We start from the raw sequence: 13,822 nt of genomic DNA, 5'->3' as shown, positions 1-13,822 counted from the left end.
TCGTTAAAACGAACCGGACAAATCAATCGAATTTGCTGAAATTGGCGGCATTAGCTGGCGGCGGCGCTTGTCGATTTGTCGAGCGCCGGGCTGACGCGGGCGAACCGCACCACGAAGCGGGTGCCCTTGTGGCCGGGGTCGCGCTCGACGCTGGCATCGAGCTTGGCTGCCATCGCGCTGACGATCCGCTGGCCCATGCCGGTGCCGCGCGGATCGGCCGTGTCGGAAAAGCCGACCCCGTCGTCGCTGATCGCGAGCTGCAGATCGTCGCCTTGCGGCTTCAGCTCGACATGGATCGGGCCGGCGCCGTCGGGATAGGCGTATTTCACGGCGTTCATCACCAGCTCGTTGACGATGATGCCAATCGCTACCGCGCGGTCGGGATCGATCTCGATCGGGTCGGCCTTCAAGGTCAGCCGCGACATCTTGTTGCCTTCGGCCGATCGCCGGAGATCCTCGAGCAGCGCCTCGAGATACTGGTTGAGCATCACCGTCTTGAAGTCGTGCGAGGTGTAGAGGCGGCGGTGCACCTGTGCGACGGCCGCGACGCGCCCCATCGCGTTGGTGAGCGCGGCCTTCACATCCTGCTGGCTCGCGGAGTTGGCCTGCAGATGCAGCAACGAGGCGATGATCTGCAGCGAATTGCCGACGCGATGGTTGACCTCGCGGAGCAGAACCTCACGCTCCGCGGCGAGCGCGGCATAGCGGTCGCGCGAGGCGTGCACCTCGGCCTCGGCTTCGTCGCGCGCCTTCTGGAGCGCGGCCTGCCGGATCGCGCCGTTCACCGCGACCTGGAGCAGGGGAATGAATTCGCCCCTGACGTCCTTGACCAGATAGTCCGCCGCGCCGGCCTTCAGTGCGGTGACGGCGATCGCCGAATCCTGCGACGCGGTGACGAACACCACCGGCGGAGCGTCCGGTATCTTGAGGATCTGCTCCAGCGTCTCCAGCCCGTCGAGGCCGGGCATATACTGATCGAGCGCGACGACGTCGATGCCGCCCTGGGCGAGCCGATCGAGGCCTTCCTGGCCGCTTGCGGCGTGCACGACCTTGTAGCCTGCGCGCGTCAGCCCGCGTTCGACGAGGCGCGCCAGCGCTGCGTCGTCGTCGATGTAGAGCAGTGTCGGCGTTGCGCTGGTCATACGGCAGCCGGCGGCACCTGAATCACGGAAAAGAACAGGCCAAGCTGACGAATGGCGTTGGCGAAGCTTTCGTAGTTCACCGGCTTGGTGATGTAGACGTTGCAACCCAGCTCGTAGCAACGCTTGATCTCCTGGGAGTCGTCGGTCGTGGTCAGCACGACCACCGGCGTCGACTTGAGATATTTGTTCTCCTTGACCCGCCTCAGAATATCGATGCCGGTCATGTCGGGCAGATTGAGATCGAGCAGGATCAGCAGGGCCTGGCCCTTGCGCTCGACGGCGCTGCCATCCTTGCCGAACAGGTAGTTGACCGCCTCTGTACCGTTGGTGAACGGGATGATCTCATTGTTGACACCCGAGCGCCGGATATTCCGCTCAATCAGGCGGGCATGGCCCTCGTCGTCTTCGATCATGATGATGGTGACTGGATCACTCATGTCACTTTGTCCCGGTTCTTGCCTGACCAATTGATAGGCAGCGTGATCGTGAAGGTGCTGCCGTTGTGAAGTTCCGATGCTACCGACATGGTGCCGCCCAGTCTGCGCACAAGTGCGCGGACATGGGCAAGCCCGATGCCCTGACCGGGCTTGTCCTGGGTTCCGGCCCGACGGAACAAATCGAAGATGCGCTGGTGGTCCTTCGGATCGATGCCGCGGCCGTTGTCGGTGACCTCGAAGATCGCGAAGCCGAGCTTGGTGCGGCCCTCGATCGAAATCTCGCCGGGAACGCCGTTCCTGAGGTACTTGAGGGCGTTGTCGATCAGATTGGAGAAGATCTGCTCCAGCGCGAGGCGGTCGCTGACGATATTGGGCAGCGCGCCGACCTCGACGGTCGCGTTGGCCTCGACGGCCTGGTGAGCCATCGTCTTGACGATGCCGTCGATCAGCTCGTGCAGATCGATGCGTTCGGGCTTGAACTCGCGGCGGCCCTCGCGGGTGAGATTGAGGATCGCACTGATCAGGCGATCCATCTTGGCGATCGACGATTTGATGAAGCCGAGCGATTCATTGAAGTCGTCGGATAGCTGCTTGTCGGAGCCTTCGAGCTCTGGCTCGGCCACATCGGTCGCGTCTTCCGGCATCGCCGGCGCCAGCGAGGCGGCGCGATTGAGCGTGGCGATCCGCTTGAAGATGTCGCCGCGCAGTTCCTCGAGCTCGCTGGTGAAGCCCATGATGTTGACGAGCGGCGAGCGCAGATCGTGGCTGACGATATAGGCGAAGCGCTGGATTTCCTCGTTGGCCTCGCGCAGGTCGGAGGTGCGCTCGTCAACGATGGTTTCGAGATTGACGTTGCTGTCGCGCAACCTGGCCTCGGCCTCGTCGCGCGCCCGCGACGATCGCCGCAGCAGCACCACCGAGAGAGCGGCGAGCGCCAGCACCATGCAGGAGCCGGCGATCGTGACGGAGGAGGCCAGCACCTGGGTCTTGTCCGCCGTCGCGGTGCGCAGCACCAGCAGACGATCCTCCTCGGTGCGGATGTCGCGGGCGATCCGGACGATCGCCTCGACCGCATCGGTCGATGTGGTCTTGCGCAGGACGTCGATGCTGGTCGCCGTGTCGTTGTTCTTGACGCGCTCGATGCTGAGCGCGAACTCGGCCAGCCGTTGCTCGACGGCGGCCTTGAGCTTCGCGGCATTGGCAACCTGCGCCGGATTATCCACGGTCATCATCTGGAGATGGTTGAGCGCGGCCGGGACTCCTGCTGCCGCGGACTGGTACTCGGACAGGTATTGTGGTGCTGATGTCAGCAGATACGCCCTGGTCGCGCTTTCGGCGCGCCTGATGTCGAGCAGCAGGTTGGCAATCTGGCTGTCGGTCTCGACGGTGTGAATCACCCAGGCGTTGTCCTCGCGCGCCTTGTTGACCAGCAGGACGGACGCCACGCTGACCGCGACCAGCACGAAAAATCCCGCCGACAGCAGGAGGATCTGTAACGTCGACCGGCGTCGTGAAACGACCGTCACGACGATCTCGCTATGGGAGTGGGATTCAACGCGTCCCCGTGGAAAGCCAATAACCCTATAGTACGTTTGAGGAAGGGCTGGGTTCCACGGAGTTCCGAACTATTTTGCGGCGTCGGATGGCTGGCCGGCGAGGTACTGCTCCAGCCAGTGAATGTGGTAGTCGCCCTCGATGATGTCGGGCTCGCGCACCAGCGCGCGGAACAGCGGCAGCGTCGTCTCGATCCCGTCGACCACCATCTCGTCCAGCGCCCGGCGCAGCCGCATCAGGCATTCGCCGCGGGTCTTGCCGTGCACGATCAGCTTGCCGACCAGCGAGTCGTAATAGGGCGGGATCACATAGCCCTGATAGACGGCGGAATCGATCCGCACGCCGAGGCCGCCAGGCGGATGGAATTGCGTGATCCGTCCGGGCGAGGGACGGAAGGTCTGCGGGTTCTCCGCATTGATGCGGCACTCGATGGCGTGGCCGATGATCGCGATGTCGTCCTGTTTGGCCGGAAGGTCGCCGCCGGCGGCGATCCGGATCTGCTCCAGCACGAGATCGATATCGGTGATGCTTTCGGTGACGGGATGCTCGACCTGGATGCGCGTGTTCATTTCGATGAAATAGAACTCGCCGTCCTCGTAGAGGAATTCGATGGTGCCGACGCCGAGATATTTCATGTCCCGCATCGCCTTGGCGCAGGTCTCGCCGATCCTGGCGCGCGCCGCCGCCGCGAGCACGGGCGAGGGGCCTTCCTCCCAGACCTTCTGGTGACGGCGTTGCAGCGAGCAGTCGCGCTCGCCGAGATGGATGGCGCCGCCGCGGCCGTCGCCGAGAATCTGGATCTCGATGTGGCGCGGCTTCTGCAGGTATTTCTCCAGGTAGACCGAGGCGTCGCCGAACGCCGACTTGGCCTCGTTGGCCGCGGTCGAGAGCGCGAGCGCGAGGTCAGCCTCGGTATGGGCGACCTTCATGCCGCGGCCGCCGCCGCCGGCCGCCGCCTTGACCAGCACCGGGAATCCGATGTCTCTGCCGATCGCGAGCGCGTCGGCCTCCGAGGTCACCGCGCCGTCCGAGCCGGGCACCACGGGAATGCCGAGGCGCTTGGCGGTCTTCTTGGCTTCGATCTTGTCGCCCATCAGGCGGATGTGCTCGGCCTTCGGTCCGATGAAGCCCAGATTGTGGTCGGCGAGGATCTCGGCGAAGCGCGCGTTCTCAGACAGGAAGCCGTAGCCGGGATGCACGGCGTCGGCGCCGGTGATCTCGCAGGCCGCGAGCAGCGCCGGCACGTTGAGATAGGAATCCTTCGACGGCGGCGGGCCAATGCACACGCTCTCGTCGGCGAGCCGCACATGCATGGCGTCGGCGTCGGCGGTGGAATGCACCGCGACGGTCGAGATGCCGAGCTCCTTGCAGGCGCGCAGCACGCGAAGCGCGATCTCGCCGCGATTGGCTATGAGGATCTTGTCGAACATCGCAGCGCCTGGTGTTGACGGAAGCTATTCAATGATGACGAGCGGCTCGCCGAATTCGACCGGCTGGCCGTCCTCGACGAGAATCTGCGTCACGGTGCCCGCGCGCGGCGACGGGATCTGGTTCATCGTCTTCATCGCCTCGATGATCAGAAGCGTCTGGCCGGCGGAGACCTTGGTGCCGACTTCAATGAACGGCTTGGCGCCCGGCTCGGGCGCCCAATAGGCGGTGCCGACCATCGGCGACGGCACGGCGCCCGGGTGCTTGGCGAGATCGGTCGCAGCCGCAGCCACCGGGACGGCAATGGCGGCCGGTGCGGCAACGCCCGCCACGGAGGCGGCGGGCACCGAGGCCGCGATGCTGATGTTGCGCGCGACGCGGACACGCAGGCCGGCACGCTCGATCTCGATCTCGGTCAGATTGGTTTCCGCAAGCAGCAGCGCGAGCTCGCGAATGAGGGCGCTGTCGTCGCTCTTGGAGTCGTTCTTTTTTGCGGCTGATTTGTCGTCTGGCTGGCGCGCCATGCTCTGTGATCCAAAATCTTTGTCTGGTGACGGGGAACGTCAGGATTGACGATTAAGTCTTTGGCTTGGCGTCGATCTTGACGCCGATCCTGGTGGCGAGGCCGATGATCGCAAGCCGGTAGCCGTCGATGCCGAAGCCGCAAAGTGACGCGAAGGCGGCTTTAGCAGTGAACGAGTGGTGTCGGAAGCTTTCGCGGGCGTGGATGTTGCTGACGTGAACTTCGACCGCGGGGATCTTGACCGCGATCAGCGCGTCATGCAGCGCGATCGAGGTATGAGAGTAGCCACCGGCGTTGATGATGATGCCGACCGCCTTCTTGGCGTGGGCCTCATGGATGAAGTCGATCAGTTCGCCCTCGCGGTTGGACTGCCGGCAGTCGGCGCTCAGCCCGAACTGGCGCGCGGTGTCCGCGCACAGCTTCTCGACATCGGCGAGGGTGGCATGGCCGTAGGTCTCCGGCTCGCGCGTCCCCAGCAGATTGAGGTTCGGGCCGTTCAGCACATAGATCGTTCCGGCAGCAGCCATTCCAGAGTTTCCTGCCAAGAGTTCCGGCCAAAGGTTCCGAGAGGGGGTCCGACAAGGGGTGGAGTGGGCCGGGTTATAGGTAACAACCGGCCGAAGGGGAAGTCTTTAGGTGAAATCAGAACGTCTTCAACAACTTCCTCCACCCTGTTAGATGACTGTCCTAACCTGCGGAAAATGCTGATTAACCAATCTTGCGGAAGCTGCCCTTGGCGGGCGCTCCGGCCCGCCATCCACTGCGTGATGCGGGGTGCGGCCGAAAGCAAGACCCCGCCCCGAAGGGGGCGGGGTCGAGATGAAGGCGAGGGCCCGTTTGGGCGCCCTCGCACCGAGGCCGGTTTAGCCCTCGATGATGTAGACGATCTCATGGGTCTCAGGCTGCACGATCACGTAGCGGCCCTTGACCAGGATGAACTGATAGCCGCGCCACTGCGGGTAGATCGTCACGACCCGCTCCGGCACCGGGTAGAAGTGAACGTCAGCCGGAACGCGGGTGCCGACCGACACGTTAAAGTTGACGTTGGTGGCTTCGGTCACGTGCTCCGACTTGATCGCGGTCGTGATCTGGCTGCGCTTCTCGGCCGGCGGAGCCGCGGTGGCCGACGTTGCCGCGTTACCGGTCGTGGTCTGCGTGCGGCTCGTGTCGTTGGTCTGCGCGCGGTTGGGGTCGGCCGGGCTCTTGGTCTGAGCGTTCTGGTTGGTCGTGGCACCGGCACCGCTCTTGTCGCGGCCCTCGGCGTTCATCTTGCCGCTCTTGTCACGCTCCTCGGCTTTCATGTTGCCGCTCTTGTCGCGACCTTCGGCCTTCATGTCCTTCGAGCCCTCCTTGGAGCCCTTGGTCGCTTCGTTCTCCGAGCTCATGCCCTTCGACTTTTGGGTACTGTCCTGCGCGCCCTTGGTGGCCGTGCCGGACTTGTCGGACTCCGCACCCTTGGTGCTCGACTCACCGGTCGTCGAATGCTCGGAACCCTTCATGCCGCTCTTGTCATGCTGCATGGTGCCCGATGACGCACCACCGGACGGTGCAGACTGCTGCGTGGTCGCACCACCACCGGCCCCGGTTTCCTTGTTGGCGCCGCCGGCGCCCTGTGCGTTCGCGAAACCGGTGCCGGCGATCAAAGCGGCTGCGGCGACCGAAATCAGAAAGCGGTTAGACATCGTAATTCCTCCTCGTTTTTCAGCATTGCCCGCGCCGACAACGGGAGAGCATGTGCGATGTTCCTGTTGATTTGCGGTTCCTTGCGGTTTGTTCTTGAGGTGAATGCGCGATGAACGCGCGAGATGAATGCGCGGCTGCTTCAACCGCAGGCCCAGTCGAACTCCGCGCCCGCATGATCGAGCTGGCCGTTGCCGCCGCCGAAATTGAAGCCGCCGAAATGCTCTTCGATCTCGAGATTAGGTCGCGCTATATTTTCGGCTTCGCGTCGTTGGTGACGGCCCTTGGTTGCGACCCGCGCGGAATCGGTTCGGGTGGCGGCAACAAAAAATCCGGCTGCATCGCAGCCGGATCTTGTGCGCGATGAGCGCTGTCGGAGCGGCGATCAGCAGGTCGCCTTGCCGCAGCGGGCGATGCCGATCTTTTCCTTGAGGTTGTCGACGCCGACGGCGCCGATCACGACCTGCTTGCCGATCACGTAGCTCGGTGTGCCATTCATGCCCATGGATTCGGCGAGGCGGAAGTTCTCCTCGATGGTCGCCTTCACCTCGGGGCTCGCCATATCCTTCTCGAGTTTCGCCATGTCGAGACCGACCTCCTTGGCGACCGCCAGCGCGCGCGTCTTGTCGGCGGCGCCGCGGCCGCCGAGCAGCTTCTGGTGGAAATCGAGATACTTCTTGCCGGTCGGATCCTGCATGCGCACGGCGACCGCGACCTGCGCGGCCTCGACCGAGCCCTGGCTCAGCACCGGGAATTCCTTCAGCACGACCTTCAGCTTCGGATCCGCCTTCATCAAATCGAGCATGTCGGACATCGCGCGCTTGCAGTAGCCGCAATTGTAATCGAAGAACTCGACGAAGGTGACGTCGCCGTCCTTGTTGCCGAGCATGACGCCGCGCGGCGAATTGAAGATGGTGTCGGCGTTCTTGGCGACGCTCTGCTCATGCTTCTCGGCTTCGGCGGCGGCCTGCCGCTTGCTCAGCTCGTTCATCGCCTCCTCGAGCACCTCCGGGTGCGCGATCAGATAGTTGCGCACGATGGTCTCGATGTCGCCGCGCTGGGTGTCGGTGAAGCTCTGCGCGGACGCCGGAAGCGGCGCGGCGCAAACGCCGAGCGCGAGCAGGGCAGGGGCAAGAAAACGAAGCGCTGGCATGACAAAATCCTTGTTCGCGGTGGCTCAAAAAAACGGCGGGGCCGTGAGCCGGTTTCGGTGATCGTTGTATGGAACTACGGTTTATTTCTAGTTGTTTTTCTGACCCGGCATGGGCTTGGCGCTCACAATGTCGTCAGCTTTGACCCAGCCGGGCGTGCCGATCGCGAACCGCGTCTTGGCGCGTGACGCAAGATCGCGGGCGGTCTTGGTGTCGCCGCGGAGATAGGCGGCCTGCGCCGAGGCGAGGTCGGCCTGGGCATAGTCGCCCTTGCGGCCGTAGGCCATCGCGAGCTGGGTATAGCCGAGCGGCGCCTCGGGCTCGCGCGCCACCGCGGCACGCAGCATGTTGATCGCCTCGTCGGTGTAGGCCTTGTTGTCCGAGGCGACCAGCGCCTGGCCGAGCAGCATCTCGATCAACGGCGAATTGCTGGAGAGCTGTACCGCGCGGCGCAGCGGCGCGATGGCTTCGGCCGGCCGGCCGCCTTCGAGCAGCGCCTGGCCGCGCAATTCATGGAAATAGGGATTGTTGGGCTGCACCTGGATCAAGCCGTCGATCTGCGCGATCGCCGAGCGCAGATCGCCGTGCAGATAGGTCGTGATCGCGCGTGCATAGCGCGCCGGCAGGCTGGTGTTGGACAGCGGATAGCGGCGGTAGACCGTGTCCTGCCGCTCCATGAAGCCCGAGATCTTGGCGCGCATCATGTCGTGGCGCAGCTGCAGTGCCGGATCGTCCTTCTTGTCCCAATAGGGGCTGGAGCGCGCCAGTTCCTGCAGCGCGGAGACGCGATCGACCGGCATCGGATGCGACTGCAGATAGGGATCGGCCCCGCGCGAGGCAAACAGGCTCTCGTCGGTGAAGCGCTTGAACGTCTCGTACATGCCCTTGGCGGATTGTCCGGTCGCATTCAGGAACTTGACGCCGGCGCGGTCGGCGTTCTCTTCCTGCTGGCGTTGATAGGACAATAGCGTGCGCTGAATGACCGCTTGCGGCGCCGAGATCGCCGCGGCGCCGGCGCTGGAGAGACCATTGCCGCCGCCGCGGCCGCCCGCACCCGCGGCAAGCGCGCCGACGCCGAGCAGCATCGCGATGATCATCTGGGTCTGGGCTTGCGCCAGCTGCTCGCGCATCTTGGCGAGATGGCCGCCGGCGAGGTGGCCGGTCTCGTGCGCCAGCACGCCGATGATCTGGTTCGGCGTCTCCGATTGCAGCAGCGCGCCGTAATTGACGAAGATGCGCCGGCCGTCGGCGACGAAGGCGTTGAACGAGCCGTCGTTGATGATCACGATCTGGATGTTCTGCTTCTCCAGACCGGCGGCGCGCAGGATCGGCCTTGTGTATTCGCGCAACAGCTGCTCGGACTCGGTGTCGCGCAGCACCGGCGGGCCTTTTTGCTGGGCTCGCGCAGGGACCACGGGGCCGACCGCGAGCGCAACCGCGGTCATGAGCGCGGTCAGCTTGAAGGTCCTGGTGCGAAGCGCGAGGCGGAACAGCATGGGCGATCTATCGGCGATGACTGGCCGCGCCGGCACAAGTCCGTGTTCCGGGCCCGACCGGATCAGGCGCGTGGCGCAGTCTGTTGTTTTTGCAGTTCTTCTTCACGCGAACCGGGTATTCACTAGGCCTGAAAGCGTTATAAGGAGCCACCGAATGCGGCCAGTCTGGGGCGGCAGCCGGTAACGGGAACCCGAATTCGGCAGCGGCCGTGCAATAGCAGAAATCCATGCGTGAAGCGACACCGAGAGACCGTGTAAGCAGCCTGTTGACAGCGTCCGGACGGAGCGATGTTCCGCCGTTCATGGTGATGGACGTGATGGCGGCGGCCGCGCGAATCGAGGCCGCCGGCGGCCATGTCATCCATATGGAGGTGGGGCAGCCCGCCGCAGGTGCGCCGAGGCCGGCGATCGCGGCCGCGCAGGCCGCGCTTGCGGACGGGCGGATCGACTACACCTCGGCGCTCGGCATTCCCTCGCTGCGCGCGCGCATCGCCCGGCACTACAGCGACACGTATGGTTGCGCGGTCGACGCGGAACGCATCATCGTTACGACCGGCTCGTCGGGCGGGTTCATCCTGGCGTTCCTTGCGATGTTCGAGCCGGGCGACCGGGTCGCCGTGACCGTGCCGGGTTATCCGCCGTACCGGCATATCCTGACCGCGCTGGGCTGCGAGCCGGTGCTGATCGAAACCTCCGGCGACACCCGCCATGCCCTGACCGGCGAGGCGCTGCTCGCCGCCCATCGCAAGGCGCCGCTGAAGGGCGTGCTGGTCGGCAGCCCTGCCAACCCGACCGGCACCATGATGTCGCGCGAGGCGCTGTCGAGCCTGATGGCGGCCGCCGACAGCGCCGGCATCCGCTTCATCTCCGACGAGATCTATCACGGGCTCGACTACGCCTTCCCTGCGGTGACGGCCGCCGAACTGTCGTCGAACGCGCTCGTGATCAACTCGTTCTCGAAGTACTTCTGCATGACCGGCTGGCGTGTCGGCTGGATGGTGGTGCCCGACGTGCTGGTGCGGCCGATCGAGCGGCTGCAGCAGAACCTGTCGATCTCGGTGCCGACCCTGTCGCAGATCGCGGCCGAAGCGGCGTTCGAAGGCCGTGAGGAGATGGAGGCGATCAAGCGCGGCTATCAGGAGAACCGCCGCATCCTGATCGAAGGGCTGCCGAAGGCCGGCCTGACCAAATTCCTCCCCGCTGACGGCGCGTTCTACCTCTATGCCGACGCCTCCGACTTCACCTCCGACAGCTTCGCCTTCGCCAGCGAGATGCTCGAGAAGGCGCATGTCGCGGCGACCCCCGGCGTCGATTTCGATCCGATCCACGGCCGCGCCTTCATCCGTTTTTCCTATGCACGCTCGGCCGCGGAGATGCAGGAAGCAGTTGCACGGATCGCGCATTGGCTTAAATAGCCCGCGAACTCCAGGAGCCTTCAAACTCCAAGAGCCATCAAGAGCCTTCCGGCGTTCGCTTTGCCTTTCGGATCGGTTTCGCAGCGCAGTGCCGTGGTTTCGCCGGCACTGTGGCGGGCGGATCATCGCGGATAAGCGGCAGGGCCCACACAGTTCCATTTGACTTGAACCGCCAAGTTGATCTTGGCTGTTTCCGCCATTTCTGAGGGGGAGTGACACATGGCAACGGCAACCGTTGTCACGGCTGCGCCGGCGAGCGCCGGCAGCAAGCCGTGGTATAAAGTTCTCTATGTCCAGGTCCTGATCGCGATCGTGCTCGGCGCATTGGTCGGCTGGTTGTGGCCGGGCCTTGCCACCAACGAGTGGATCAAGGCGCTCGGCGACGGCTTCATCAAGCTGATCAAGATGGTGATCGCGCCGATCATCTTCTGCACCGTGGTATCGGGCATCGCCCATATACAAGATGCCAAGAAGGTCGGCCGCATCGGCGTCAAGGCGCTGGTGTATTTCGAGGTCGTCTCGACCTTCGCGCTGGTGATCGGATTGCTCGTCGGCAATCTGGTCAGGCCCGGTGCCGGCTTCGGCAATGCGGCGGCGAACGCGCAGGCGGTTGCCGGCTATGCCAAGCAGGCGGAGGCGCAGAAGAGCGTCGACTTCGTGCTGCACATCATTCCGGACACCGTGGTCGGTGCATTCGCGCAGGGCGAGATCCTGCAGGTGCTGCTGTTCTCGGTGCTGTTCGGCTTCGCGATCATGGGCCTCGGCGAGCGCGGCCACACCATCCGCTCGTTCATCGACGACGCCGCGCACGCCGTGTTCGGCGTCATCTCGATCGTGATGCGGGCGGCGCCGATCGGCGCGTTCGGCGCGATGGCCTTCACCATCGGCAAGTTCGGCACCGGCGCGATCCTCAACCTGATGGGGCTGATCGCGACGTTCTATCTGACCGCCGCGCTGTTCGTGTTCGTGGTGCTCGGCATCATCGCGCGGATCGCGGGGTTCTCGATCTTTAAGTTCCTGGCCTACATCAAGGACGAGCTATTGATCGTGCTCGGCACCTCGTCCTCCGAGAGCGCGCTGCCGTCATTGATGGAGAAGCTCGAACGGCTCGGCTGCTCGAAATCGGTGGTCGGCCTCGTGGTGCCCACGGGCTATTCGTTCAACCTCGACGGCACCAACATCTACATGACGCTGGCGACCCTGTTCATCGCACAGGCGCTGGGTTTCGATCTCACCTTCAGCCAGCAGATCACCATCCTGATCGTGGCGATGCTGACCTCGAAGGGCGCCTCCGGCATCACCGGCGCCGGCTTCATCACCTTGGCGGCGACGCTTGCGGTGGTCGATCCGCGGCTGGTGCCGGGCATGGCGATCGTGCTCGGCATCGACAAGTTCATGAGCGAGTGCCGCGCGCTGACCAATCTGTGCGGCAACGGCGTGGCTTGCGTGATCGTCGCCTGGTGGGAGGGTGAGCTCGACCGCGACAAGCTCAATGCCAATCTCGCCAAACAGGTCGACCCAACCGACATGGAGACCGCGTTGACGACGGACTAGAGCTTTTCAGGTTCCGATGGAATCGGAACGGGGCTCTAGATTCTTGTTTTGACGCGTTTTCTTCACGCGAACCGGTATCCACTTCGCTCGAAAACGCTCTAAGTCTGCTTCGACGTCTCAGAACCGGTCCAGCCGATACGGCGAGGTGTCCACTGCGGATGCCTCGCCGTTCATCGTTTCGGCCAGCACCCGCGCGGTCGCGGGGCCGAGCGTGAAGCCCTGATGGCCGTGGCCGAAATTCACCCACAGCCCGCGATGCCGCGGCACCGGCCCGAGCACAGGCAGCATGTCGGTCGTGCAGGGGCGGGTACCGAACCACGGCTCGGGCTCGACGCGGCTGCCGATCTCGATCAGCTCGCGCGCGGCCACTTCGGCGTAGCCGAGCTGGATCGGCGTCGCCGGTGCGTCGGGACTGGTCAGCTCCGCGCCGGTGGTGATGCGGATGCCCTTGGCCATCGGCGCCATCGCATAGCCGTTCGCGGTGTCGACCAGCGGCAGGTCGAGCGAGCGGCCGCCCTGGTAGTGCATGTGGTAGCCGCGCTTGCGCACCAGCGGGATCCGGTAGCCGAACTTGCGGAGCAATTGCGGTGACCACGGGCCGAGCGTGACCACGACATGGGCGGCATCGATCCGGCCGCCACTGGTGTCGACCGACCAGCCGGACGTCGTCTCCGTCAGCGTCTGCGCATCGCCGCGCAACAGCGTGCCGCCGAGACGCTCGAACAGTCCGGCATAGGCGGAAACAAGCCCGCCGGGGTCCGACACGGTCCAGGGCCCAAGCCAGTGAATGGCGCCGGGCAGGTCGTCGCGCAGCAACGGCTCCGCCTTGGCGAGCTCGCGGCCATCAAGCACGCGAAACGTCACGCCGAAGTCGCGCTGGTTCTCCTCGGCGATCGCAATGGCCTGTTCGAGCGCGGCCGGGTCGCGATGTAGCAGGCGATAGCCGGCGCGGCGGATCAGATTGTCGGCATGGGCATCGCGGATCAGCGTGTCGTGCTCCGCGGTGGCGTAGGCGATCAGGCGCGCCCAGGCGATGGTGGCTTCACGGTGCCGCTCGGGCGTCGAGTTCCACCAATAGCGCAGCAGCGGACCGGCGTGCTGCGGCAGCGAAGCCAGGCGGTAGCGCACGTCGTTGGTGCGCCCCATTGCGATCCGGGCGAGGACGGCAGGATCGCGCGGCATCGGGTAGGGCCGCACCGCCTCGCTCTGGATGATGCCGGCATTGCCGTAGCTGGTTTCGCGGCCCGGATCCTTGCGGTCGACGAGCGTCACCGACCAGCCGCGGCGCTGCAGATGCAGCGCCGTGCTGACGCCCACCATGCCGCCGCCAAGAACGATCGCGCTTTGCATTGGGATCCGTCTCCGTCAGGCTTCGTTACGCCGGCGTCTGACGAACGGATTGCCTGTTCAATAAAAACGCCCGGCGTGAGCCGGGCGTTCTG

General features: G+C 64.8%; 13 protein-coding genes. 3 read left to right on the top strand and 10 right to left on the bottom strand.

Features of this window, described 5'->3' with window-relative positions; all coding sequences use genetic code 11:
- Positions 1-50: 50 nt before the first annotated feature.
- From J2R76_RS08595 to J2R76_RS08565, 7 genes are all read right to left on the bottom strand, one after another.
- On the bottom strand, positions 51-1,142 hold the full coding sequence (locus J2R76_RS08595) for a sensor histidine kinase (RefSeq protein ID WP_057019990.1): 1,092 nt from the start codon (positions 1,140-1,142) through the stop codon (positions 51-53).
- The gene (locus tag J2R76_RS08590; protein ID WP_057019991.1) at positions 1,139-1,579 is read right to left on the bottom strand and encodes a response regulator; all 441 of its coding nucleotides are present in this window, start codon (positions 1,577-1,579) and stop codon (positions 1,139-1,141) included. Before J2R76_RS08590 ends, J2R76_RS08595 begins: the two co-directional genes overlap by 4 nt.
- A complete protein-coding gene (locus J2R76_RS08585) occupies positions 1,576-3,105 on the bottom strand; it encodes a CHASE3 domain-containing protein (protein WP_253623921.1) in 1,530 nt (509 codons plus the stop codon). The genes J2R76_RS08590 and J2R76_RS08585 overlap by 4 nt, the downstream gene beginning before the upstream one ends.
- A gap of 99 nt (positions 3,106-3,204) precedes the next feature.
- Positions 3,205-4,563: an acetyl-CoA carboxylase biotin carboxylase subunit gene (accC, locus tag J2R76_RS08580; RefSeq protein ID WP_028344933.1), complete on the bottom strand. Its 1,359-nt coding sequence runs from the start codon at positions 4,561-4,563 to the stop codon at positions 3,205-3,207.
- 24 nt (positions 4,564-4,587) lie between these two features.
- On the bottom strand, positions 4,588-5,085 hold the full coding sequence (gene accB / locus J2R76_RS08575; RefSeq protein WP_168857929.1) for an acetyl-CoA carboxylase biotin carboxyl carrier protein: 498 nt from the start codon (positions 5,083-5,085) through the stop codon (positions 4,588-4,590).
- A gap of 52 nt (positions 5,086-5,137) precedes the next feature.
- Positions 5,138-5,611, bottom strand: coding sequence for a type II 3-dehydroquinate dehydratase (gene aroQ / locus J2R76_RS08570; protein ID WP_057019994.1), 474 nt, complete (start codon positions 5,609-5,611; stop codon positions 5,138-5,140).
- A 336-nt stretch (positions 5,612-5,947) separates the two neighbouring features.
- Positions 5,948-6,766, bottom strand: a complete 819-nt coding sequence (locus tag J2R76_RS08565) for a DUF1236 domain-containing protein (protein ID WP_057019995.1) — start codon at positions 6,764-6,766, stop codon at positions 5,948-5,950.
- 173 nt (positions 6,767-6,939) lie between these two features.
- On the opposite strand from J2R76_RS08565, the gene J2R76_RS08560 reads away from it, so the two are divergent.
- Positions 6,940-7,131 carry a hypothetical protein gene (locus J2R76_RS08560; RefSeq protein ID WP_253623920.1) on the top strand — a complete coding sequence of 64 codons (192 nt, stop codon included), beginning with the start codon at positions 6,940-6,942 and terminating at the stop codon, positions 7,129-7,131.
- Between the two features lie 18 nt (positions 7,132-7,149).
- Here the strand turns inward: J2R76_RS08560 and J2R76_RS08555 are convergent, their stop codons facing one another.
- Positions 7,150-7,917 carry a DsbA family protein gene (locus tag J2R76_RS08555; protein WP_253623919.1) on the bottom strand — a complete coding sequence of 256 codons (768 nt, stop codon included), beginning with the start codon at positions 7,915-7,917 and terminating at the stop codon, positions 7,150-7,152.
- Positions 7,918-8,004: 87 nt separating this feature from the next.
- Positions 8,005-9,411 carry a M48 family metalloprotease gene (locus tag J2R76_RS08550; RefSeq protein ID WP_057019998.1) on the bottom strand — a complete coding sequence of 469 codons (1,407 nt, stop codon included), beginning with the start codon at positions 9,409-9,411 and terminating at the stop codon, positions 8,005-8,007.
- Between the two features lie 227 nt (positions 9,412-9,638).
- Between J2R76_RS08550 and J2R76_RS08545 the strand changes: the two genes are divergently transcribed.
- Both J2R76_RS08545 and J2R76_RS08540 read left to right on the top strand, forming a co-directional pair.
- Positions 9,639-10,826, top strand: coding sequence for a pyridoxal phosphate-dependent aminotransferase (locus tag J2R76_RS08545; RefSeq protein ID WP_253623918.1), 1,188 nt, complete (start codon positions 9,639-9,641; stop codon positions 10,824-10,826).
- Between the two features lie 219 nt (positions 10,827-11,045).
- Positions 11,046-12,380, top strand: a complete 1,335-nt coding sequence (locus J2R76_RS08540; protein WP_057020000.1) for a dicarboxylate/amino acid:cation symporter — start codon at positions 11,046-11,048, stop codon at positions 12,378-12,380.
- Positions 12,381-12,497: 117 nt separating this feature from the next.
- Here J2R76_RS08540 and J2R76_RS08535 read toward each other — a convergent pair whose 3' ends face one another.
- Positions 12,498-13,730 (bottom strand): FAD-binding oxidoreductase, encoded by a 1,233-nt coding sequence (locus tag J2R76_RS08535; RefSeq protein ID WP_253623917.1) that lies wholly within the window; start codon positions 13,728-13,730, stop codon positions 12,498-12,500.
- Positions 13,731-13,822: the final 92 nt, after the last annotated feature.

This window comes from Bradyrhizobium sp. USDA 4532 (genome assembly GCF_024171315.1).
Lineage (GTDB): Bacteria > Pseudomonadota > Alphaproteobacteria > Rhizobiales > Xanthobacteraceae > Bradyrhizobium > Bradyrhizobium australafricanum.
The sequence above is the reverse complement of the archived record's forward strand: the minus strand, read 5'-3'. Positions and strand labels throughout refer to the sequence as shown.

What these genes read in the sequence shown, in the direction of transcription:
- J2R76_RS08595 (WP_057019990.1), bottom strand. Translation starts at nt 1,142, where the DNA reads ATGACCAGCGCAACGCCGACACTGCTCTACATCGACGACGACGCAGCG.
- J2R76_RS08590 (WP_057019991.1), bottom strand. Translation starts at nt 1,579, where the DNA reads ATGAGTGATCCAGTCACCATCATCATGATCGAAGACGACGAGGGCCAT.
- accC (WP_028344933.1), bottom strand. Translation starts at nt 4,563, where the DNA reads ATGTTCGACAAGATCCTCATAGCCAATCGCGGCGAGATCGCGCTTCGC.
- accB (WP_168857929.1), bottom strand. Translation starts at nt 5,085, where the DNA reads ATGGCGCGCCAGCCAGACGACAAATCAGCCGCAAAAAAGAACGACTCC.
- aroQ (WP_057019994.1), bottom strand. Translation starts at nt 5,611, where the DNA reads ATGGCTGCTGCCGGAACGATCTATGTGCTGAACGGCCCGAACCTCAAT.
- J2R76_RS08565 (WP_057019995.1), bottom strand. Translation starts at nt 6,766, where the DNA reads ATGTCTAACCGCTTTCTGATTTCGGTCGCCGCAGCCGCTTTGATCGCC.
- J2R76_RS08560 (WP_253623920.1), top strand. Translation starts at nt 6,940, where the DNA reads ATGATCGAGCTGGCCGTTGCCGCCGCCGAAATTGAAGCCGCCGAAATG.
- J2R76_RS08555 (WP_253623919.1), bottom strand. Translation starts at nt 7,917, where the DNA reads ATGCCAGCGCTTCGTTTTCTTGCCCCTGCCCTGCTCGCGCTCGGCGTT.
- J2R76_RS08550 (WP_057019998.1), bottom strand. Translation starts at nt 9,411, where the DNA reads ATGCTGTTCCGCCTCGCGCTTCGCACCAGGACCTTCAAGCTGACCGCG.
- J2R76_RS08545 (WP_253623918.1), top strand. Translation starts at nt 9,639, where the DNA reads ATGCGTGAAGCGACACCGAGAGACCGTGTAAGCAGCCTGTTGACAGCG.
- J2R76_RS08540 (WP_057020000.1), top strand. Translation starts at nt 11,046, where the DNA reads ATGGCAACGGCAACCGTTGTCACGGCTGCGCCGGCGAGCGCCGGCAGC.
- J2R76_RS08535 (WP_253623917.1), bottom strand. Translation starts at nt 13,730, where the DNA reads ATGCAAAGCGCGATCGTTCTTGGCGGCGGCATGGTGGGCGTCAGCACG.